At 57.2% G+C, this 21,202-nt stretch carries 20 protein-coding genes; 18 read left to right on the top strand and 2 right to left on the bottom strand.

Annotation, left to right across the window (positions count from 1 at the left end; all coding sequences use genetic code 11):
* Positions 1–5: 5 nt before the first annotated feature.
* The 8 genes from SIK97_RS10495 (at position 6) to nei (ending at position 6,324) form a co-directional block, all read left to right on the top strand.
* Complete coding sequence (locus SIK97_RS10495; RefSeq protein ID WP_014228436.1) at positions 6–749, top strand: type 2 GTP cyclohydrolase I; 744 nt, start codon at positions 6–8, stop codon at positions 747–749.
* 15 nt (positions 750–764) lie between these two features.
* Positions 765–1,421 (top strand): 5-oxoprolinase subunit PxpB, encoded by a 657-nt coding sequence (gene pxpB, locus SIK97_RS10500; RefSeq protein WP_004848901.1) that lies wholly within the window; start codon positions 765–767, stop codon positions 1,419–1,421.
* Positions 1,415–2,347: a 5-oxoprolinase subunit PxpC gene (gene pxpC / locus SIK97_RS10505; protein WP_009651642.1), complete on the top strand. Its 933-nt coding sequence runs from the start codon at positions 1,415–1,417 to the stop codon at positions 2,345–2,347. Before pxpB ends, pxpC begins: the two co-directional genes overlap by 7 nt.
* A complete protein-coding gene (pxpA, locus tag SIK97_RS10510; RefSeq protein ID WP_004848906.1) occupies positions 2,337–3,083 on the top strand; it encodes a 5-oxoprolinase subunit PxpA in 747 nt (248 codons plus the stop codon). The genes pxpC and pxpA overlap by 11 nt, the downstream gene beginning before the upstream one ends.
* Positions 3,084–3,145: 62 nt before the next feature.
* Complete coding sequence (locus SIK97_RS10515; RefSeq protein ID WP_004130515.1) at positions 3,146–3,871, top strand: DUF969 domain-containing protein; 726 nt, start codon at positions 3,146–3,148, stop codon at positions 3,869–3,871.
* A complete protein-coding gene (locus SIK97_RS10520) occupies positions 3,868–4,863 on the top strand; it encodes a DUF979 domain-containing protein (RefSeq protein WP_025106370.1) in 996 nt (331 codons plus the stop codon). Before SIK97_RS10515 ends, SIK97_RS10520 begins: the two co-directional genes overlap by 4 nt.
* Positions 4,864–4,872: 9 nt before the next feature.
* Positions 4,873–5,517 (top strand): pyroglutamyl-peptidase I, encoded by a 645-nt coding sequence (gene pcp, locus SIK97_RS10525; protein WP_032748750.1) that lies wholly within the window; start codon positions 4,873–4,875, stop codon positions 5,515–5,517.
* A 15-nt stretch (positions 5,518–5,532) separates the two neighbouring features.
* The gene (nei, locus tag SIK97_RS10530) at positions 5,533–6,324 is read left to right on the top strand and encodes an endonuclease VIII (protein WP_025106369.1); all 792 of its coding nucleotides are present in this window, start codon (positions 5,533–5,535) and stop codon (positions 6,322–6,324) included.
* A 45-nt stretch (positions 6,325–6,369) separates the two neighbouring features.
* Here the strand turns inward: nei and gltA are convergent, their stop codons facing one another.
* Positions 6,370–7,653, bottom strand: coding sequence for a citrate synthase (gltA, locus tag SIK97_RS10535; protein ID WP_004100276.1), 1,284 nt, complete (start codon positions 7,651–7,653; stop codon positions 6,370–6,372).
* A 639-nt stretch (positions 7,654–8,292) separates the two neighbouring features.
* Between gltA and sdhC the strand changes: the two genes are divergently transcribed.
* The 10 genes from sdhC to SIK97_RS10585 all read left to right on the top strand — a co-directional run bounded on the left by sdhC (position 8,293) and on the right by SIK97_RS10585 (position 20,329).
* Positions 8,293–8,697 carry a succinate dehydrogenase cytochrome b556 subunit gene (sdhC, locus tag SIK97_RS10540; protein ID WP_014837839.1) on the top strand — a complete coding sequence of 135 codons (405 nt, stop codon included), beginning with the start codon at positions 8,293–8,295 and terminating at the stop codon, positions 8,695–8,697.
* Positions 8,691–9,038, top strand: coding sequence for a succinate dehydrogenase membrane anchor subunit (sdhD, locus tag SIK97_RS10545; protein ID WP_004100278.1), 348 nt, complete (start codon positions 8,691–8,693; stop codon positions 9,036–9,038). The genes sdhC and sdhD overlap by 7 nt, the downstream gene beginning before the upstream one ends.
* Positions 9,038–10,804 carry a succinate dehydrogenase flavoprotein subunit gene (gene sdhA / locus SIK97_RS10550; protein WP_025106368.1) on the top strand — a complete coding sequence of 589 codons (1,767 nt, stop codon included), beginning with the start codon at positions 9,038–9,040 and terminating at the stop codon, positions 10,802–10,804. The genes sdhD and sdhA overlap by 1 nt, the downstream gene beginning before the upstream one ends.
* 15 nt (positions 10,805–10,819) lie before the next feature.
* On the top strand, positions 10,820–11,536 hold the full coding sequence (gene sdhB, locus SIK97_RS10555; protein WP_004130526.1) for a succinate dehydrogenase iron-sulfur subunit SdhB: 717 nt from the start codon (positions 10,820–10,822) through the stop codon (positions 11,534–11,536).
* Positions 11,537–11,915: 379 nt separating this feature from the next.
* A complete protein-coding gene (gene sucA / locus SIK97_RS10560) occupies positions 11,916–14,723 on the top strand; it encodes a 2-oxoglutarate dehydrogenase E1 component (protein WP_004130528.1) in 2,808 nt (935 codons plus the stop codon).
* A 14-nt stretch (positions 14,724–14,737) separates the two neighbouring features.
* Entirely contained in the window at positions 14,738–15,961 is a 1,224-nt protein-coding gene (gene odhB / locus SIK97_RS10565) for a 2-oxoglutarate dehydrogenase complex dihydrolipoyllysine-residue succinyltransferase (protein WP_032748754.1), read from the top strand.
* A gap of 99 nt (positions 15,962–16,060) precedes the next feature.
* A complete protein-coding gene (gene sucC, locus SIK97_RS10570; protein ID WP_004848923.1) occupies positions 16,061–17,227 on the top strand; it encodes an ADP-forming succinate--CoA ligase subunit beta in 1,167 nt (388 codons plus the stop codon).
* Positions 17,227–18,096, top strand: coding sequence for a succinate--CoA ligase subunit alpha (gene sucD / locus SIK97_RS10575; protein WP_004100288.1), 870 nt, complete (start codon positions 17,227–17,229; stop codon positions 18,094–18,096). Before sucC ends, sucD begins: the two co-directional genes overlap by 1 nt.
* A gap of 164 nt (positions 18,097–18,260) precedes the next feature.
* Positions 18,261–19,031, top strand: a complete 771-nt coding sequence (locus tag SIK97_RS10580) for a helix-turn-helix transcriptional regulator (RefSeq protein WP_057173518.1) — start codon at positions 18,261–18,263, stop codon at positions 19,029–19,031.
* 395 nt (positions 19,032–19,426) lie between these two features.
* A complete protein-coding gene (locus SIK97_RS10585; RefSeq protein WP_057173520.1) occupies positions 19,427–20,329 on the top strand; it encodes a LysR family transcriptional regulator in 903 nt (300 codons plus the stop codon).
* Between the two features lie 266 nt (positions 20,330–20,595).
* On the opposite strand, the gene cobO is transcribed toward SIK97_RS10585, so the two are convergent.
* Positions 20,596–21,198 carry a cob(I)yrinic acid a,c-diamide adenosyltransferase gene (cobO, locus tag SIK97_RS10590; protein ID WP_032748761.1) on the bottom strand — a complete coding sequence of 201 codons (603 nt, stop codon included), beginning with the start codon at positions 21,196–21,198 and terminating at the stop codon, positions 20,596–20,598.
* Between the last annotated feature and the right edge of the window lie 4 nt (positions 21,199–21,202).

The following is a 21,202-nucleotide window of genomic DNA, read 5'->3' on the forward strand; positions in this document are numbered from 1 at the left end:
CGGCAATGAAAAATAGTGAACTGGAACAACTGATTAATGAAAAACTCAATAGCGCGGCCATCAGTGATTACGCCCCCAACGGGCTCCAGGTGGAAGGGCGCGAAACGATACAAAAAGTCGTCACCGGCGTGACCGCCAGCCAGGCGCTACTGGATGAAGCCGTCCGCCTGGAGGCCGATGCGGTGATCGTCCATCACGGTTACTTCTGGAAAGGCGAATCGCCGGTCATTCGCGGCATGAAGCGCAATCGCCTCAAAACGCTGCTGGCTAACGACATTAACCTCTATGGCTGGCACCTGCCGCTAGACGCTCACCCGGAACTGGGCAATAACGCTCAGCTGGCGTCGCTGCTCGGCATTAATGTGATGGGGGAAATTGAACCGCTGGTACCGTGGGGCGAACTGTCGATGGCGGTATCGGGCCTGGAGCTGGCTTCATGGATTGAAGCGCGGCTGGGTCGCAAACCGCTGTGGTGCGGCGACACCGGGCCGGATAAAGTCGCCCGCGTGGCCTGGTGCACCGGCGGTGGGCAAAGCTTTATCGACAGCGCGGCCCGCTTTGGCGTCGATGCGTTTATTACCGGTGAAGTTTCAGAGCAAACCATACACTCGGCGCGCGAGCAGGGGCTGCATTTCTACGCCGCCGGGCACCATGCCACCGAGCGCGGCGGCATTCGCGCGTTAAGCGAATGGCTGACGGAAAATACCGAACTGGACGTCACGTTTATTGATATCCCGAACCCGGCCTGATGAACGGAGGCAAAAGTGCAGCGAGCGCGTTGTTATTTATTAGGTGAAACGGCAGTCGTACTAGAGCTTGAGCCTCCGGTGACGCTGGAAAGCCAGAAGCGGATCTGGCGGTTAGCCCAGCGGCTGGTAGGCCATACCGAGGTGGTGGAAGCCATCCCGGGCATGAACAACATTACCGTGATATTGCGCAACCCGCAGCAGACGGCGTGGGACGCGATTGAACGCCTGCAGCTCTGGTGGGAGGAGTGCGATACGCTCGAACCGGAATCGCGGGAGGTCTCGGTCCCGGTAGTTTATGGCGGCGAATACGGACCGGATCTGGGAGAAATTGCCCGCCACAGCGGCCTGAGCGAAAAGCAGGTGGTTGAGCTGCATTCGTCGGTGGAGTACGTGGTGTGGTTCCTCGGCTTCCAGCCGGGGTTCCCGTACTTCGGCGGCCTGCCGGAGCAGCTGGCGATGCCGCGACGGGCGGAGCCGCGCCTGCTGGTGCCCGCCGGGTCCGTCGGTATTGGCGGGGCGCAAACCGGGATCTATCCGCTGGCGACGCCGGGGGGATGGCAGCTGCTGGGGCGTACGCCGCTGGCGCTGTTTGATCCGAAGCGCAAGGAGCCGGTGCTGCTGCGTTCCGGCGACAGAGTGCGTTTCGTGCCGCAAAAGGAGGGCGTATGTTAAAAATTATCCGCGCCGGAATGTATACCTCGGTGCAGGACGGCGGGCGTGAAGGGCTGCGTCAGCTGGGCATCAGCCGCTGTGGCGCTATGGATAAGCCGGCGCTGGTCACCGCTAATCTGCTGGTGGGTAACGGTGCCAACGCCGCGGCGCTGGAGATAACGCTGGGCCAGGTGGATATTCAGTTTGAACGCAGCGGCTGGTTTGCGCTGACCGGCGCCGCCTGCGAGGCGAAGCTAGATGGCGAGCCGGTATGGGTGGGCTGGCGAACGGCGGTCAAGGCCGGGCAGCATCTGGTGCTCAAGAATCCGCAGCACGGCGTGCGCAGCTACCTGGCGGTGGCGGGGGGGATTGCGGTACCGAAGGTGCTGGGTTCGCGCAGCACCGATCTGAAAGTGGGGATTGGCGGTCTGGAAGGTCGACGTTTGCAGGACGGAGACCGACTGAAGCTGGGGAAATCGGATAAGCAGTTCCGCGGGCCGCGCGGCGTGAAGCAGCTCCCCATCGGTAACCGCATCCGCGCGCTGCCCGGGCCCGAATACCAGGAGTTTGATAGCGTGTCGCAGGACACGTTCTGGCGCTCGCCGTGGCAGCTTAGCCCGCAGAGCAATCGTATGGGCTATCGCCTGCAGGGGCAACCGCTGAAGCGGACGACCGACCGCGAGATGCTTTCGCACGGCCTGCTGCCCGGCGTGGTACAGGTTCCGCATAATGGCCAGCCCATCGTACTGATGAACGACGCGCAGACCACCGGCGGCTATCCGCGGATTGCGACCATTATCGAAGCCGACATGTACCAGCTGGCGCAGATCCCGCTGGGACAGCCGATCCACTTTGTTCCCTGCTCCCTGGAGGAGGCGCTGAAGGCGCGCGCCGACAGACAACGTTATTTTGAACAGCTGGCATGGAGACTGAACGATGAAGATTGATTTAAACGCCGACCTGGGCGAAGGCTGCGCCAACGATAGCGCGCTGCTGCAGCTGGTCTCTTCCGCCAATATCGCCTGCGGTTTCCATGCGGGCGATGCGGTGATGATGCTGCAGTGCGTCCGCGAAGCGCTAAAATATGGCGTCGCGGTGGGCGCGCATCCCAGCTTTCCTGACCGGGAAAATTTTGGCCGTACGGCGATGCAGCTGCCGCCGGAAACGGTTTATGCGCAAACGCTGTATCAGGTCGGCGCGCTGGCGGCGCTGGTGCGCGCGCAGGGCGGCGAGCTGCAGCACGTCAAGCCGCACGGCATGCTCTATAACCAGGCGGCAAAAGATCCGCAGCTTGCTGACGCTATCGCCAAAGCGGTATATGACGTTGACGCGGGTCTGGTGCTGGTAGGCCTGGCGGGCAGCGAGCTGATTCGCGCCGGGCAGCGTTATCAGCTGACCACCCGCCAGGAGGTCTTCGCCGACCGCGGCTATCTGGCGGACGGCAGCCTGGTGCCGCGCACCCAGCCCGGCGCGCTGATCGAGAGCGAAGAGCAGTCGCTGGCGCAAACCCTGGAAATGGTGCAGCACAGCCGGGTGCGCAGCATCACCGGCGAATGGGCGCACGTGGTGGCGGAAACCGTCTGCCTGCACGGCGACGGCGAGCACGCGCTGGATTTTGCGCGCCGCTTGCGCGCGGCGTTTGCCGGGCGCAATATACAGGTCAGTGCGGAAGTAGAAGAATAAAAACAATATTATCAAGCAATTAACATTAGACAACAATTCACAACAACATACAGGATGTAACTATGGGAGAGTCATTATCTCTCTGGCCACTGATCGGCATTGCTGCGATCGTGGTCGGATTTGTTCTGCGTTTTAACCCGGTACTGGTGGTTATTGTGTCCGGGATCATCACGGGTCTGACGGCGCATATGCCGATCGCGACCATTCTGGAAAAGCTGGGAGAAGGATTTCTTAATACCCGCAACCTGCCGTTTATTCTGCTGCTGCCGCTGGCGGTGATTGGCCTGCTGGAGCGGCACGGTCTGAAAGAGCGCGCGCAGACGTGGATCGCGAAGATCCGCAGCGCCACCGCCGGTCGTCTGCTTATCGTCTATCTGTTCGTTCGTGAAGTGACCGCGGCGATGGGCCTCACCAGCCTGGGTGGTCATCCGCAGATGGTGCGCCCGCTGCTGGCGCCGATGGCGGAAGGGGCGGCGGAGAAAAACTTCGGCGCCTTGCCCGGCGAGGTGCGCTATCGTCTGCGCGCGATGTCGGCGGCGACCGACAACGTGGGCCTGTTCTTCGGGGAAGATATTTTCGTTGCCTTCGGGGCGATTATCTTTATGCATAACTTTATGCTGGAGTCGGGCGGCATTCAGACCGAGCCGCTGCATATCGCCCTGTGGGGGATCCCAACGGCGGTCTGCGCCTTCCTGATCCACTCCGCCCGCCTGTGGCGCCTCGACCGCCATCTCCAGCGCGAGCTGGACAAGGTTAACGCCGGGCAGGCGAAAGGCGGTGCCGCATGAATTTTCAGCAAACCTGGCTGTACTGGCTGGCGGGCGCGGTTCTGCTGGTGGTGGCGGTGATGTCATGGCGCGATAAGGCCAACCCGCGCAGGCTGACAACCGGCCTGTTCTGGGGGCTGTATGGCCTGGTGTTTCTGTTTGGCGACTGGACCTATGAGCTGGTCGGCGACAAGCGGGCCGTTAATATCGGCGTTGGCGTGGTGGTGGTGGTGCTGGCGCTGATCGCCGGTTTTGGCGGCGTGCGCCTCGGTCGCTATCATCAGCGCTCGCAGGAAGAACGTACCGCCAGCGCCGCGCGTCTTGGCAACCGGCTGTTTTTCCCGGCGCTGGCGATCCCGGTGGTGACGGTGATCGGCGTGCTGCTGTTTAATAATCTCCCCTCGCTGCAGGTCGCTATCTTTGGCCCGGGCAATCACGCCACGCTGATCACGCTGTTTTCGATGACCGCGGGCACGCTGCTCGGTCTGGTGATGGCTATCCGCATGACCCATGAAACGGCGGCGCAGCCGTTACAGGAAGCCCGCCGCCTGCTGGATTCGGTGGGCTGGGCGTTTATTTTGCCGCAGATCCTCGCGGTGCTCGGGCTGCTGTTTACCGCCGCCGGCGTTGGCAACAGCATCTCCCTGCTGACGCAGCACTACCTGGCGGTAGACAGCCGGTTTATCGCCGTTGCCGTCTATACCCTGGGAATGGCGCTGCTGACGATGGTGATGGGCAACGCTTTCGCCGCGTTTCCTATCGTGACGGCGGGAGTCGGGATCCCGATTCTGGTGCTGCAGCACGGGGGGAACCCGGCGGTGATGGCGGCCATTGGCATGTTCTCCGGCTACTGCGGAACGCTGATGACGCCTATGGCGGCGAACTTCAATATCGTGCCGGCTGCGCTGCTGGAGCTGCCGGATAAAAACGCGGTCATAAAAGCCCAGGTGCCGACCGGCGTTATGCTGCTTATCGTGAACGTATTTTTGCTCTATTTCCTGATGTTCCTGTAAGGAGGGATCATGGCTGGCGTGTTAATTACCGGTTTTGAGCCGTTCGGCGGCGAAGCGGTTAACCCTTCGTGGGAAGTGGTAAAGCGGCTGGATGGCGCTATTATCGGCGGACAGCCGGTGGCGGCGCGGCAGCTGCCGTGCGTCTTTGGCGACGCCCTGACGGCGCTGAACGCCGCGCTGGATGAGCTGGATCCCGTCCTGACCCTGGCGATTGGCCAGGCGGGCGGTCGCGTCGACATCACCGTTGAGCGGGTGGCGATCAACGTCGATGATGCGCGGATCCCGGACAATAAAGGCCTGCAGCCGATCGACGTACCGATCGCTGCCGGCGGGCCGGCGGCGTACTTCAGCACGCTGCCGATCAAAGCGATCGTAACCGCCCTGCGCAGCCGGGGGATCCCGGCGTCGGTGTCGCAGACGGCGGGGACGTTTGTCTGTAATCACGTGATGTACGGCCTGCTGCACAGCCTGCGTCATCTCAGCGGCGCGAAGGGCGGGTTTATCCATATTCCGTATTTGCCGGAGCAGGCCGCGGCTCACCCCGGCGAAGCCAGTATGGCGGTAGAGACGGTGCAGGCCGCGCTGGAGACGGCCATCGCCGTTGCCCTGCAGCAGGATGGCGATGTGAAAGTCGGCGGTGGGGCAACGCATTAACACAAGGACAAGATTATGCCGGAAGGTCCGGAAATTCGCCGCGCGGCGGATAGCCTGGAAGCGGCGATTAAAGGCGAACCCCTGACCGGGGCGTGGTTCGCCTTCCCGCAGTTACAACATTACCAATCTCAGTTGGTCGGCCAGCGAGTGACGCACATTGAAACTCGCGGTAAGGCGCTGCTGACCCACTTCTCCGGCGGGTTAACGCTGTATAGCCACAATCAGCTGTACGGCGTCTGGCGAGTGGTGGACGCGGGGGAGCAGCCTGAAACGACGCGCGTTCTGCGCGTTCGGCTGCAGACCGCGCGCAGGGCGATTTTGCTCTACAGCGCCTCTGATATTGAGATGCTGACGCCCGAGCAGCTCGCCCGCCATCCGTTTTTGCTGCGGGTCGGGCCGGATGTGCTCGATATGCGCCTTAGCGTTGAACAGGTCAAAGCGCGGCTGCTGTCGGCGAAATTCCGCAACCGCCAGTTCTCCGGTCTGCTGCTGGATCAGGCGTTTCTTGCCGGATTAGGCAACTATCTGCGCGTGGAGATCCTCTGGCAGGTGGGGCTGACCGGGCGGCATAAAGCCTCTGAACTGGATGAAAAACAGCTCGATGCGCTGGCGCATGCGCTGCTGGAGATCCCGCGCTTGTCCTACAACACCCGCGGTCTGGTGGACGAGAATAAGCACCACGGCGCGCTGTTTCGCTTTAAGGTTTTTCATCGCGAAGGGGAGGCCTGCGAGCGCTGCGGCGGAATAATCGAGAGAACGATGCTATCGTCGCGGCCGTTTTACTGGTGCCCGGGATGTCAGCAATAAAAAAACGCGCCTTCAGGCGCGTTTTTTGTCGCTGCGATAGCCCTCTTAACGGGCGATATCGTTTTTGAAATCGCGCTTTTCGTAGCCGGTATACAGCTGACGCGGACGGGCGATTTTCATGCCGTCGCTGTGCATTTCGTTCCAGTGCGCAATCCAGCCCACGGTACGCGCCATCGCGAAGATAACGGTAAACATAGAAGACGGAATGCCCATCGCTTTGAGGATGATACCGGAGTAGAAATCGACGTTCGGGTAGAGTTTCTTCTCGATGAAGTACGGGTCGTTGAGCGCGATGTGCTCAAGCTCCATGGCCACTTCCAGCAGATCGTCTTTGGTACCGAGCTCTTTCAGCACTTCGTGGCAGGTCTCACGCATCACGGTGGCGCGCGGGTCGTAGTTTTTGTACACGCGGTGGCCAAAGCCCATCAGGCGGAAAGAGTCGTTTTTGTCTTTCGCGCGACGGACGAATTCCGGAATGTGTTCAACGGAGCTGATCTCTTCGAGCATCTTCAGCGCCGCTTCGTTGGCGCCGCCGTGTGCCGGTCCCCACAGGGAGGCAATACCCGCAGCGATGCAGGCAAACGGGTTCGCGCCGGAAGAGCCGGCGGTACGTACGGTGGACGTTGAAGCGTTCTGTTCGTGGTCGGCGTGCAGGATCAGGATACGGTCCATGGCGCGTTCCAGAATCGGATTCACTTCATATTTTTCACACGGCGTGGAGAACATCATATTCAGGAAGTTACCCGCGTAGGAGAGGTCGTTGCGCGGATAAACGAAAGGCTGGCCGATAGAGTACTTGTAACACATTGCCGCCATCGTCGGCATTTTGGAGAGCAGGCGGAATGCGGCGATATCGCGGTGGCGTGGGTTATTCACATCCAGCGAATCGTGATAGAACGCGGCCAGCGCACCGGTGATACCGCACATGACGGCCATCGGGTGAGAATCGCGGCGGAACGCGTGGAACAGACGGGTAATCTGTTCGTGAATCATGGTGTGGCGGGTAACGATGGTTTTGAATTCGTCGTACTGGGCCTGGGTCGGCTTCTCACCGTTCAGCAGGATGTAGCATACTTCCAGATAGTTGGAGTCGGTTGCTAACTGATCGATCGGGAAACCGCGGTGCAGCAGGATACCTTCATCACCGTCGATAAAGGTGATTTTAGATTCGCAGGATGCGGTGGAGGTAAAACCAGGGTCAAAAGTAAACACGCCTTTTGAACCAAGACTACGAATATCAATAACATCCTGACCGAGCGTGCCCTTTAGCACATCCAGTTCGATAGCAGTATCACCACCCAGGGTGATTTTTGCTTTAGCATCAGACATTTATGGTCTCCTTAGCGCCTTTATTGCTTAAGGCTGCCGGGTGGTGGATTTGCATTCAGCCCGTAGCAGATGACATTACCAGTTTGTTATGTTGCACATCGCTCTGCGTCGCGAAAAGGGCAGGGTACAGAGCAAGGGCGCTTGATGGTACGTCTTCAGCCTACGACGAAACAACAGCAAATCAGCGTTTTAGCAGCCCGAATATTATAAAACTATATACCACTAATAACTGTCCTGATTACATCGGTCAATACTCTCTCACTGTTGCATAACTTATTCTCAGGTAAAAGAGTGACCCCATAACTTTTGCGTATTATTGCATTTATCTGGTAATGGTTGTAACAATAATGTTTAATATTTGTCAAATCAGATGATTAAAAATTAAAAATATGTTGTTATCGTGACATGGATCACTGTTCGGGAGAAAACCCGACAAACTATATGTAGGTTAATTGTAATGATTTTGTGAACGGCCTATACTGCCGCCAGGTCTCCGGAACACCCTGCAATCCCGAGCCACCCAGCGTTATTTTGTCACGCTTTAACTCCTGGAAAGGCGTTTTAACATGACTTTTAGTTATAGATAAGGACGCTGTCTGACCCGCAAGCAGACCGGAGGAAGGAAACAATAAGAACAGCATGTGGGCGTTATTCATGGTAAGAAATGTGAAAAAACAAAGACCTGTCAATCTGGATCTGCAAACGATCCGGTTCCCAATCACGGCGATAGCGTCCATTCTCCATCGCGTATCCGGAGTGATCACCTTCGTGGCGATCGGGATTCTGCTTTGGCTGCTGGGCACCAGCCTTTCCTCTCCCGAAGGTTTTCTCACTGCGGCATCCATTATGGATAGCTTCTTTGTGAAGTTCATCATGTGGGGCATCCTGACCGCGCTGGCGTATCACGCGGTGGTCGGTATTCGCCACCTGCTGATGGATTTTGGCTACCTTGAAGAAACCCTCGAAGTAGGGACACGCTCCGCCAAAATTTCTTTTGTTATTACTGTCGTGCTTTCACTTCTCGCAGGAGTCCTCGTATGGTAAGCAACGCCTCAGCACTAGGACGCAACGGCGTACATGACTTTATTCTGGTCCGTGCTACCGCTATCGTTCTGACCCTCTACATCATCTATATGGTTGGCTTCTTTGCCACCACCGGTGAAATTTCATGGGAAGTCTGGACGGGCTTTTTCTCCTCCGCGTTCACTAAAGTCTTCACCCTGCTGGCTCTCGTTTCCATTCTGATCCACGCCTGGATCGGGATGTGGCAGGTATTAACGGACTACGTTAAACCACTGGCCGTGCGCTTAATTCTGCAACTGCTGATCGTTGTTGCGCTGGTGGCTTACGTTCTTTATGGATTTGTTGTGGTGTGGGGTGTGTAATGAAATTGCCTGTCAGAGAATTTGATGCTGTTGTCATTGGTGCCGGCGGCGCAGGTATGCGCGCGGCGCTGCAGATTTCCCAGAGCGGCCAGACCTGTGCGCTGCTCTCTAAAGTTTTTCCGACCCGTTCCCATACCGTTTCCGCGCAGGGTGGTATCACCGTCGCGCTCGGTAATACCCATGAAGATAACTGGGAATGGCATATGTACGACACCGTTAAGGGGTCGGACTACATTGGCGATCAGGACGCCATCGAATACATGTGTAAAACCGGCCCGGAAGCGATTCTGGAGCTGGATCATATGGGTCTGCCGTTCTCGCGCCTCGAAAATGGCACGATTTATCAGCGTCCGTTCGGCGGCCAGTCGAAAAACTTCGGCGGCGAGCAGGCGGCACGTACCGCTGCGGCGGCTGACCGTACCGGTCACGCCCTGCTGCACACCCTCTATCAGCAGAACCTGAAGAATCACACCACTATTTTCTCCGAGTGGTACGCGCTGGATCTGGTGAAAAACGCCGATGGCGCGGTGGTCGGTTGTACCGCCCTGTGTATCGAAACCGGTGAAGTGGTTTACTTCAAGGCTCGCGCCACCGTGCTGGCTACCGGCGGCGCCGGTCGTATCTACCAGTCCACCACCAATGCCCATATCAATACCGGCGACGGCGTTGGTATGGCGATCCGCGCCGGCGTGCCGGTGCAGGATATGGAAATGTGGCAGTTCCACCCGACCGGTATCGCCGGGGCGGGCGTTCTGGTGACAGAAGGCTGCCGTGGTGAAGGCGGCTACCTGCTGAACAAACACGGCGAACGTTTCATGGAACGTTATGCCCCGAATGCGAAAGACCTGGCGGGTCGCGACGTGGTGGCGCGTTCCATCATGATCGAAATCCGTGAAGGTCGCGGCTGCGATGGTCCGTGGGGCCCGCACGCCAAGCTGAAGCTCGATCACCTCGGTAAAGAAGTGCTGGAATCCCGCCTGCCGGGTATCCTGGAGCTCTCCCGCACCTTTGCCCACGTCGACCCGGTAAAAGAGCCGATTCCGGTTATCCCAACCTGCCACTATATGATGGGCGGTATTCCGACCAAAGTGAGCGGACAGGCGCTGACCGTCAACGAGCAGGGCGAAGATGTGGTTATTCCGGGACTGTTCGCGGTAGGCGAAATCGCCTGCGTATCGGTACACGGCGCGAACCGTCTGGGCGGCAACTCGCTGCTTGACCTGGTGGTCTTTGGCCGCGCGGTGGGTCTGCACCTGCAAGAGTCTATCGCCGAGCAGGGCGTACTGCGCGACGCGACGGATGAAGAGATCGACGCTTCTCTGGAACGTTTGAACCGCTGGAACGGCAACCGGAATGGTGAAGACCCGGTCGAAATCCGCAAAGCGCTGCAAGAGTGTATGCAGCATAACTTCTCGGTCTTCCGCGAAGGGGATGCAATGGCGAAGGGCCTTGAGCAGCTGAAAGCCATCCGCGAGCGTCTGAAAAACGCCCGCCTGGATGATACTTCCAGCGAGTTCAACACCCAGCGCGTTGAGTGCCTGGAGCTGGATAACCTGATGGAAACCGCTTACGCCACCGCGATGTCTGCGAACTACCGTACCGAAAGCCGCGGCGCGCATAGCCGCTTCGACTTCCCGGATCGTGATGATGAAAACTGGCTGTGCCATTCCCTGTATCTGCCAGAGTCGGAATCCATGACGCGTCGTAGCGTCAATATGGAACCGAAGCTGCGTCCGGCATTCCCGCCGAAGATTCGTACTTATTAATGCGGAGACAGGAATATGAAACTCGAGTTTTCAGTTTATCGTTATAACCCGGACGTAGACGATGCTCCGCGCATGCAGGATTACACCCTGGAAGCGGAAGAGGGTCGCGACATGATGCTGCTGGACGCGTTAATCCAGCTGAAAGAGAAAGACCCGTCGCTGTCGTTCCGCCGCTCCTGCCGTGAAGGGGTTTGTGGCTCCGACGGTCTGAACATGAACGGGAAAAATGGTCTGGCGTGCATCACGCCGATCTCCGCGCTGAATCAGCCGGGTAAGAAAATTGTTATCCGTCCGCTGCCAGGATTACCGGTTATCCGTGATTTGGTGGTAGACATGGGGCAATTCTATGCACAATATGAGAAGATTAAGCCTTACTTGTTGAATAATGGGCAAAATCCTCCGGCTCGCGAGCATCTACAGTCGCCAGAGCAGCGTGAGAAACTCGATGGTTTGTACGAGTGTATTCTCTGCGCATGTTGTTCAACGTCTTGCCCGTCGTTCTGGTGGAACCCGGACAAGTTTATCGGCCCGGCCGGCCTGCTGGCCGCGTATCGCTTCCTGATCGACAGCCGCGATACCGAAACCAGCGAGCGCCTCGAAGGGCTGAGCGATGCTTTCAGCGTATTCCGCTGTCACAGCATTATGAACTGCGTCAGTGTGTGTCCTAAGGGGCTGAACCCGACGCGCGCCATCGGCCATATTAAGTCGATGCTGCTGCAGCGCAGTGCGTAAGTAACCCGGTCTGCCCCGGATGGCGCTAGAGCTTATCCGGGCTACCAAAAGCAGTCGCCCCGGCAGCGTTCGCGCCGCCGGGGGATATAGCAGGAAATCTTTAAAAACCGCCAAATATGTACCAGTAATCAAGGCGTTCAGAGCGAGGTAAGGCGGCAACTGAACGCATCTCCGGGAGCATAGTGAACTATGTGACCGGGGTAAGTGAAGGCAGCTGACGCAACCGCAGCCTGAACGCCGAAGATTAATGGCAGTTTTTAAAGGTTCCTTAGCGGACGAAACCACAACTCATCCGCAACAAGTGAACCCCGGCACGTACAACTTCTGTGCGTGGTAGTTTCTACGGCGAAATAAGCATATAAATGCTTAAGGGATCACGATGCAGAACGGCGCAATGAAAGCCTGGCTGGACTCTTCTTACCTCTCTGGTTCGAACCAGAGCTGGATAGAACAGCTCTATGAAGACTTCTTAACCGATCCTGACTCTGTTGACGCCAACTGGCGTTCTATGTTCCAGCAGTTACCTGGCACCGGAGTCAAACCGGATCAATTTCATTCCAAAACGCGTGATTATTTCCGCCGCCTGGCGAAGGATGCCTCGCGTTACACTTCTTCGATTTCCGACCCTGACACCAATGTGAAGCAGGTTAAAGTCCTGCAGCTCATCAACGCATACCGCTTCCGTGGTCACCAGCATGCGAATCTCGATCCGCTGGGACTGTGGCAGCAAGAGAGAGTGGCGGATCTCGATCCGGCTTACCACGATCTGACCGAGGCCGATTTCCAGGAGATCTATAACGTAGGTTCTTTTGCCATCGGTAAAGACACGATGAAGCTGGGCGATCTGATCTCTGCCCTGAAGCAAACCTATTGCGGCTCCATCGGCGCGGAATATATGCACATTACTTCTACCGAAGAAAAACGCTGGATCCAGCAGCGTATCGAGTCGGTAGCAGGCAAAGCGAGCTTTAGCGCCGAAGAGAAAAAACGCTTCCTGAGCGAGCTGACCGCGGCGGAAGGCCTCGAACGCTACCTCGGGGCGAAATTCCCGGGCGCAAAACGCTTCTCGCTGGAAGGCGGCGATGCGCTGATCCCGATGCTCAAAGAGATTATCCGCCACGCGGGTAAGAGCGGCACCCGCGAAGTGGTGCTGGGCATGGCGCACCGCGGTCGTCTGAACGTACTGGTCAACGTGCTGGGTAAAAAACCGCAGGACCTGTTCGACGAATTTGCCGGTAAACATAAAGAACACCTCGGTACCGGTGACGTGAAGTACCACATGGGCTTCTCGTCCGACATGGAAACCGAAGGCGGCCTGGTGCACCTGGCGCTGGCGTTTAACCCGTCGCACCTGGAAATCGTCAGCCCGGTGGTTATCGGCTCCGTACGCGCTCGCCTCGATCGTCTCGACGAACCGAGCAGCAACAAAGTTCTGCCGATCACCATTCACGGCGACGCCGCGGTCACCGGCCAGGGCGTGGTTCAGGAAACCCTGAACATGTCCAAAGCGCGCGGTTACGAAGTGGGCGGTACCGTACGCATCGTGATTAACAACCAGGTGGGATTCACCACGTCTAACCCGCTGGATGCGCGTTCTACCCCGTACTGCACCGACATCGGTAAGATGGTGCAGTCGCCGATTTTCCACGTCAACGCCGATGACCCGGAAGCGGTCGCTTTCGTGACCCGCCTGGCGCTGGATTTCCGTAATACCTTCAAACGTGATGTCTTCATCGACCTGGTGTGCTACCGCCGTCACGGCCACAACGAAGCCGACGAGCCGAGCGCAACCCAGCCGCTGATGTATCAGAAAATCAAAAAGCATCCGACCCCGCGCAAAATCTACGCTGACAAGCTGGAAGCCGATAAGGTCGCGACGCTGGAAGACGCTACCGAGCAGGTTAACCTCTACCGCGACGCGCTGGATGCCGGCGAATGCGTGGTGCAGGAGTGGCGTCCGATGAACATGCACTCCTTTACCTGGTCCCCGTACCTCAACCACGAGTGGGATGAGAGCTATCCGGACAAAGTTGAACCTAAGCGTCTGCAGGAGCTGGCGAAACGCATCAGTACGGTGCCGGAAGCCGTTGAGATGCAGTCGCGCGTCGCGAAAATCTATGGCGATCGTCAGGCAATGGCCGCCGGCGAGAAGCTGTTCGACTGGGGCGGCGCGGAAAACCTCGCCTACGCCACGCTGGTCGATGAAGGTATTTCGGTGCGTCTGTCCGGCGAAGACTCCGGGCGCGGGACCTTCTTCCACCGCCACGCGGTGATCCATAACCAGAAAAATGGTTCAACCTATACGCCGCTGCAGCACGTCCACAACGGTCAGGGCCATTTTAAAGTCTGGGACTCCGTGCTGTCAGAAGAAGCGGTCCTGGCGTTTGAATACGGCTATGCCACCGCAGAGCCGCGTACCCTGACCATCTGGGAAGCGCAGTTCGGCGACTTCGCCAACGGCGCGCAGGTGGTTATCGACCAGTTCATCAGCTCCGGCGAGCAGAAGTGGGGCCGTATGTGCGGTCTGGTGATGCTGCTGCCGCACGGCTACGAAGGCCAGGGGCCGGAGCACTCCTCCGCGCGTCTGGAACGCTATCTGCAGCTCTGCGCCGAGCAGAACATGCAGGTTTGCGTACCGTCCACGCCGGCGCAGGTTTACCATATGCTGCGTCGTCAGGCGCTGCGCGGTATGCGTCGCCCGCTGATCGTGATGTCGCCGAAATCGCTGCTGCGTCACCCGCTGGCGGTATCGAGCATGGACGAACTGGCTAACGGCACCTTCCAGCCGGCAATCGGTGAAATCGACGATCTCGACCCGAAAGCCGTGAAGCGTGTTGTGCTGTGCTCTGGTAAGGTTTATTACGACCTGCTGGAACAGCGCCGCAAGAAAGAGCAAAAAGATGTCGCTATCGTTCGCATAGAGCAGCTCTACCCATTCCCGCACCAGGCGGTACAGGAAGCGCTGAAACCGTATGCGCACGTGCATGATTTTGTCTGGTGTCAGGAAGAACCGCTCAACCAGGGCGCGTGGTACTGCAGCCAGCATCACTTCCGTGAAGTGATTCCGTTTGGGGCCTCTCTGCGTTATGCAGGCCGCCCGGCCTCCGCCTCTCCGGCGGTAGGATACCTGTCCGTTCACCAGAAACAGCAACAAGATCTGGTCAATGACGCGCTGAACGTCGATTAATTAAAGGATACATAATGAGTAGCGTAGATATTCTGGTTCCCGACCTGCCTGAGTCCGTAGCTGACGCAACGGTTGCCACCTGGCATAAAAAACCGGGCGATGCGGTTGTTCGTGACGAAGTGCTGGTAGAAATCGAAACTGACAAAGTGGTACTGGAAGTACCGGCTTCAGCGGATGGCATTCTGGACGCGGTCATTGAAGACGAAGGCGCCACCGTGCTCTCTCGTCAGATCCTCGGCCGCCTGCGTGAAGGCAACAGCGCGGGCAAAGAGTCCGGCGCGAAAGCCGATGCCAAAGAGTCTACTCCGGCCCAGCGCCAGCAGGCTTCTCTGGAAGAACAAAACAACGATGCGCTGAGCCCGGCGATTCGCCGTCTTCTTGCGGAACACAGCCTCGACGCGGCGGCCATTAAAGGCACCGGCGTTGGCGGCCGCCTGACCCGCGAAGACGTGGAGAAGCATCTGGCGAGCGTTCCGGCTAAAGCTCAAGCCCCGGCGGCTGCGCCCGCTGCAGCTGCTCCGGCTCCGCAGCTGGGCCACCGCTCGGAAAAACGCGTGCCGATGACCCGTCTGCGCAAACGCGTTGCCGAGCGTCTGCTGGAAGCGAAAAACTCCACCGCCATGCTGACGACCTTCAACGAAGTCAACATGAAGCCGATTATGGATCTGCGTAAGCAGTACGGTGACGCGTTTGAAAAACGTCACGGTATCCGCCTGGGCTTCATGTCCTTCTACGTGAAGGCGGTCGTGGAAGCGCTGAAACGCTATCCGGAAGTGAACGCCTCTATCGATGGCGACGACGTGGTGTACCACAACTATTTCGACGTCAGCATGGCGGTCTCCACGCCTCGCGGCCTGGTCACCCCGGTTCTGCGCGACGTCGATCTGCTGGGCATGGCGGATATCGAGAAGAAAATTAAAGAGCTGGCAGTAAAAGGCCGCGACGGCAAGCTGACCGTAGACGACCTGACCGGCGGTAACTTCACCATTACCAACGGCGGCGTATTCGGTTCTCTGATGTCCACGCCGATCATCAACCCGCCGCAGAGCGCGATTCTGGGTATGCATGCCATCAAAGATCGTCCGATGGCGGTGAATGGTAAAGTGGAAATTCTGCCGATGATGTACCTGGCGCTCTCCTACGACCATCGTCTGATCGACGGACGTGAGTCGGTTGGCTACCTGGTTGCGATTAAAGAGCTGCTGGAAGACCCGACTCGTCTGCTGCTGGACGTGTAGTCAGCAAGAGTATGACCTACCGTAGGCCGGGTAAAGCGCGCGAGCGCCGTTATCAGGCCTACAGGTTTATAATTATTCCCTGAAGGATGGACTGAACACATGAACTTACATGAATATCAGGCAAAACAACTCTTTGCCCGCTATGGCTTACCGGCGCCGGTGGGTTATGCCTGTACTACTCCGCGTGAAGCAGAAGAAGCCGCTTCAAAAATCGGCGCGGGTCCGTGGGTAGTGAAATGTCAGGTTCACGCTGGTGGCCGCGGCAAAGCGGGCGGTGTGAAAGTAGTGAAGAGCAAAGAAGACATTCGCGCATTTGCTGAACACTGGCTGGGCAAACGCCTCGTCACCTATCAAACAGATGCGAACGGCCAGCCGGTTAACCAGATTCTGGTTGAAGCGGCGACCGATATTGATAAAGAGCTGTACCTGGGCGCGGTTGTTGACCGTAGCTCCCGTCGCGTGGTCTTTATGGCCTCTACCGAAGGCGGCGTGGAAATCGAAAAAGTGGCGGAAGAGACCCCGCACCTGATCCACAAAATCGCCATCGATCCGCTGGCGGGTCCGATGCCTTACCAGGGCCGCGAACTGGCGTTCAAACTGGGTCTGGAAGGTAAACAGGTTCAGCAGTTCACCAAAATCTTTATGGGCCTGGCGACCATTTTCCTTGAGCGCGACCTGGCGCTGATCGAAATCAACCCGCTGGTGATCACTAAGCAGGGCGACCTGATCTGTCTCGACGGTAAACTGGGCGCTGATGGCAACGCGCTGTTCCGCCAGCCGGATCTGCGCGAAATGCGCGACCAGTCGCAGGAAGACCCGCGCGAAGCTCAGGCGGCGCAGTGGGAGCTGAACTACGTCGCGCTGGACGGCAACATCGGCTGCATGGTGAACGGCGCGGGCCTGGCCATGGGCACCATGGACATCGTTAAGCTGCACGGCGGCGAACCGGCTAACTTCCTCGACGTTGGCGGCGGCGCAACCAAAGAGCGCGTCACCGAAGCGTTTAAAATCATCCTCTCTGACGACAACGTAAAAGCGGTTCTGGTTAACATTTTCGGCGGTATCGTACGCTGCGATCTGATTGCCGACGGCATCATCGGCGCGGTAGCCGAAGTGGGCGTTAACGTCCCGGTAGTGGTTCGTCTGGAAGGTAACAACGCCGAACTGGGCGCGAAGAAACTGGCTGACAGCGGCCTGAATATTATTGCAGCGAAAAGTCTGACGGATGCAGCTCAGCAGGTTGTTGCCGCAGTGGAGGGGAAATAATGTCCGTTTTAATTAATAAAGATACCAAGGTTATCTGCCAGGGCTTCACCGGTAGCCAGGGTACATTCCACTCTGAACAAGCCATCGCTTACGGTACGCAAATGGTTGGCGGCGTAACGCCGGGCAAAGGCGGCACCACCCATCTGGGCCTGCCGGTGTTCAACACCGTGCGCGAAGCGGTAGAAGCGACCGGCGCAACCGCATCCGTTATCTACGTTCCGGCGCCGTTCTGCAAAGACTCCATCCTGGAAGCTATCGATGCAGGCATTAAGCTGATTATCACCATCACCGAAGGCATCCCGACGCTGGATATGCTGACTGTGAAGGTGAAGCTGGATGAAGCGGGCGTGCGCATGATCGGGCCAAACTGCCCGGGCGTGATCACCCCAGGCGAATGCAAAATCGGCATCATGCCGGGCCACATTCACCAGCCGGGTAAAGTGGGCATCGTTTCCCGTTCCGGTACCCTGACCTATGAAGCGGTTAAGCAGACCACTGATTACGGCTTCGGCCAGTCCACCTGCGTGGGCATCGGCGGCGACCCGATCCCGGGCTCTAACTTCATCGATATCCTGAAGCTGTTCCAGGAAGATCCGCAGACCGAAGCGATCGTCATGATCGGTGAGATCGGCGGTAGCGCGGAAGAAGAAGCGGCCGCTTACATCAAAGATCACGTGACCAAACCGGTTGTCGGCTACATCGCCGGCGTGACCGCGCCGAAAGGCAAACGTATGGGTCACGCGGGCGCCATCATTGCCGGTGGTAAAGGGACGGCGGATGAGAAATTCGCCGCGCTGGAAGCCGCTGGCGTGAAGACCGTTCGCAGCCTGGCCGATATCGGCGAAGCGCTGAAAACCGTAATTAAGTAATAAGTAAAAAAACAGCCCTGACGTTCTGCATGGTTAAGGGCTGGTCCAATTTCGACATGGTTGGCCATCTGATGATGGCCTTTTTTTGCCTGCCGCTGCGCCATCAGGCGTTACGCCGTTTTCGCCCGCGATTTCATGCCGTTTAATCATATTCATCTGCGCAAATGAGATTATTTTTTGCGTCCGGCATCATCCTTTTTATCCGCGCTATTTTGCATATTAAGTGCTTGCAAAAGGCGGTGGGGAATAATGTGGTGCGAAAGAAAATGCATGAACAATGGGAGAGCTTTAGCTCGCTGGCAGCGCTTTTTTCGCGGGCTACCGGGCTGGAGACCACGGTGATTGAGGCGAATGACAATCGATTACCTGCTGGCTATGGTGGGTTAAATTTCTTTGCCTTACCGCTGATTCAGGACAATACATTATCCGGTTATATTATTTGCGACCATCATAACGCGACCGACAACCAGCATCGGGCGGCGGCGATACGATTACTGCATTTTATCGTTAATAATATGTCTGCGATTGCAGAAAACAGTGAAGTGGACGAGAAACCGTTGTGGCATAAGAGAGAGTTTTATTATTCGCAAAAATCGTCGCATGAAATAAAACTGCTGTCGGCATTACGCTATATTGATGAAAATTTATATGGTGAGCTGTCTTTAGAGGCCGTCGCCGCTCACGTTTGTTTAAGCGCAAATTATTTTAGTCGTTTTTTTAAAAAACGCCAGGGGGTGAATTTTAAAGTCTGGGTTAATCAGCGCAAAATGCAGCGTGCCGGAGAACTGCTTGGCGATCCGTCATATTCGGTAGACAGCGTAGCGCGTAAGCTTCAGTTTGCGCAAACCAGCTACTTTTGTCGGGTGTTTCGCGCCGCTCATCGCACCAGCCCGCAGTCGTTCCGCGATCGGCATCTCGCAGCCGCTTCACGGTAAGTCGATTAGCCGCCGTTTTATCGTTAATACAGATTTTTCCTGGAGCGCTCATAATGTGTGGCCGATCGCGGAAAAATTTTCATTTATGCTCACCAGCGGGCAATTAAATTTCATCGTCTCATCGACTGACTTCGCAAATAAACAAGTTAATGTGAAAAAATATTGACAACTTATTGCTGTTATTTGCATGGCAATCACATTGTTTAAATTGTGTTTATTGTAGTGCCTGGGTATTATTGGTTATTATTTGATCAATAACAGTGTGCATTTATCATGGAATAGATCAATGACATCTGAAGGTAAAATAAAATATAACACCCGGGGCTAATCTGATGTCCTTGCGCGCTTTTTTTATCTATTAAACAATTTTTTGCACGCCGTAAATGGAAGACGTTATGAGAGGAAAAATCCCCAAAACTGAATTACTGGTGACCTTTGAGGTTGTGGCTCGCCACGAAAGTTATACTCGAGCAGCGGAAGAGTTGGCTTTAACACAAAGCGCCGTGTTCCGACAGGTCACGGCGCTGGAGGATTTCCTCCATACGTCATTATTTAATCATGCTAAAAAAAGGATTTTTTTAAATGCGGCTGGCAAGCATTATTTGACTATCGTTAAGGAAACGCTTAACAAACTGGAACGTGATACCAACTCCATTATGACATGGCAACCGACGGTGCAGGTGCTTGAGCTGGCCGTCAATCCTACCTTTAGCACCCACTGGCTGATCCCCAACCTGCGCGAGTTTAATAAATTACATCCGGGCATTATCGTTAATATTCATTCGCTGGCTAATATTGGCGATTTTCTTAGCCGCGAGTACGATGCCGCCATTATGCGCGAGGATTTTTGCTCGCCGTGGGCGGAGGTTGAGTATCTGTTCGAAGAGGAAATTCTGCCGGTGTGCGGCTGCGGGCTGCTGTCCGAACCCGGGCAGAAGCTGGCGGTCGAGGAGCTGCTGGGCGAGTTTCCGCTGCTGCATCAAAGCACGCGAATTCACGGCTGGCAGGAGTGGTTTGCGCTGTCGAATATCACCAGCCCGCAGATCAACATCGGTCCGCGTTTTGACCTGCTCTCAATGCTGATTGTGGCGGTGCGTTCGAACCTGGGGGTGGCGCTGCTGCCGCGTTTTGCCATTCAGCATGACCTGGATAGCGGTGAGATGGTGATCCCCTGCGATGTGCCGATTCGCACCGGCAACCGCTTCATTATGACGTGGCAGGAGGATAAAGCGGAATCCCGACATTTACAGGTATTCCGCGAGTGGCTGCTGCAAAAATCGGTGGTCTCGGCAGCCTGACGGCGCGTTATCCGGGCCGCAGACGGCGGTGCCGGGCGCAGAACGGCATCATTTCCCGGAGGCGATGCTGCGCATCTGTCCGGGCTACCGGCCCGCAGACGGCGGTGAACCCGTAGCCCGGGCAAGGCGCGTCGAGCGCCGCCCCCGGGAGCATAGCGCAGAGTGGCTGAGTTTCCCGGAGGCGATGCTGCGCATCTGTCCGGCTACTGGCCCGCAGAACGCTGTGAACCCGTAGCCCGGCTAAGCGCAGCGCGAGCCGGGTAAAACTACCAGTCGATTCCCACCTGCGCCTGAATACCGCTGTCAAAGGCGTGCTTCACCGGACGCAGCTCACTAACCGTATCGGCAAGCTCCAGCAGCCGGGCGTGGCAGCCGCGGCCGGTGACAATCACGTTCTGCCGCGGCGGACGATTCTCTATCGCCGCGATCACTTCCTGAGTATCCAGATAGTGATACGCCAGCATATAGGTAAGTTCATCCAGCACCACCAGATCGTAGCTCGGGTCGGCCAGCATGCGCTTGCACTCCTGCCATACGGCCGACGCCGCCTCGATATCTGCCTCCCGGTTTTGCGTTTCCCAGGTAAAGCCGGTGCCCATAATGTGAAACTCAACGCCGAGCGGATGCAGCGTGTTGTACTCTCCATTATCCCACTGACCTTTGATGAACTGGGCAGCACCGACGCGCTTACCGTGGCCGACGGCGCGCGTTGCCGTACCGAAGGCGGCGGTGGATTTACCTTTGCCGTTGCCGGTGAAGACGATCAGAATGCCTTTTTGCTCCGTTGCCGCCGCCACGCGGGTAGCCACCTGCGTTTTCAGCTTCTGCTGGCGCTGACGATGGCGGTCGGGATTGCCTCGCGCGTGCATAAAT

Source organism: Klebsiella sp. JN_Kp126 (genome assembly GCF_033843325.1).
GTDB classification, from domain to species: domain Bacteria; phylum Pseudomonadota; class Gammaproteobacteria; order Enterobacterales; family Enterobacteriaceae; genus Klebsiella; species Klebsiella michiganensis.

Bases quoted from the DNA above. Each gene is read 5' to 3' on its own strand.
- SIK97_RS10495 (WP_014228436.1), top strand. From the start codon at position 6: ATGAAAAATAGTGAACTGGAACAACTGATTAATGAAAAACTCAATAGC.
- pxpC (WP_009651642.1), top strand. From the start codon at position 1,415: ATGTTAAAAATTATCCGCGCCGGAATGTATACCTCGGTGCAGGACGGC.
- pxpA (WP_004848906.1), top strand. From the start codon at position 2,337: ATGAAGATTGATTTAAACGCCGACCTGGGCGAAGGCTGCGCCAACGAT.
- SIK97_RS10515 (WP_004130515.1), top strand. From the start codon at position 3,146: ATGGGAGAGTCATTATCTCTCTGGCCACTGATCGGCATTGCTGCGATC.
- SIK97_RS10520 (WP_025106370.1), top strand. From the start codon at position 3,868: ATGAATTTTCAGCAAACCTGGCTGTACTGGCTGGCGGGCGCGGTTCTG.
- pcp (WP_032748750.1), top strand. From the start codon at position 4,873: ATGGCTGGCGTGTTAATTACCGGTTTTGAGCCGTTCGGCGGCGAAGCG.
- nei (WP_025106369.1), top strand. From the start codon at position 5,533: ATGCCGGAAGGTCCGGAAATTCGCCGCGCGGCGGATAGCCTGGAAGCG.
- gltA (WP_004100276.1), bottom strand. From the start codon at position 7,653: ATGTCTGATGCTAAAGCAAAAATCACCCTGGGTGGTGATACTGCTATC.
- sdhC (WP_014837839.1), top strand. From the start codon at position 8,293: ATGTGGGCGTTATTCATGGTAAGAAATGTGAAAAAACAAAGACCTGTC.
- sdhD (WP_004100278.1), top strand. From the start codon at position 8,691: ATGGTAAGCAACGCCTCAGCACTAGGACGCAACGGCGTACATGACTTT.
- sdhA (WP_025106368.1), top strand. From the start codon at position 9,038: ATGAAATTGCCTGTCAGAGAATTTGATGCTGTTGTCATTGGTGCCGGC.
- sdhB (WP_004130526.1), top strand. From the start codon at position 10,820: ATGAAACTCGAGTTTTCAGTTTATCGTTATAACCCGGACGTAGACGAT.
- sucA (WP_004130528.1), top strand. From the start codon at position 11,916: ATGCAGAACGGCGCAATGAAAGCCTGGCTGGACTCTTCTTACCTCTCT.
- odhB (WP_032748754.1), top strand. From the start codon at position 14,738: ATGAGTAGCGTAGATATTCTGGTTCCCGACCTGCCTGAGTCCGTAGCT.
- sucC (WP_004848923.1), top strand. From the start codon at position 16,061: ATGAACTTACATGAATATCAGGCAAAACAACTCTTTGCCCGCTATGGC.
- sucD (WP_004100288.1), top strand. From the start codon at position 17,227: ATGTCCGTTTTAATTAATAAAGATACCAAGGTTATCTGCCAGGGCTTC.
- SIK97_RS10580 (WP_057173518.1), top strand. From the start codon at position 18,261: ATGAGATTATTTTTTGCGTCCGGCATCATCCTTTTTATCCGCGCTATT.
- SIK97_RS10585 (WP_057173520.1), top strand. From the start codon at position 19,427: ATGAGAGGAAAAATCCCCAAAACTGAATTACTGGTGACCTTTGAGGTT.
- cobO (WP_032748761.1), bottom strand. From the start codon at position 21,198: ATGCACGCGCGAGGCAATCCCGACCGCCATCGTCAGCGCCAGCAGAAG.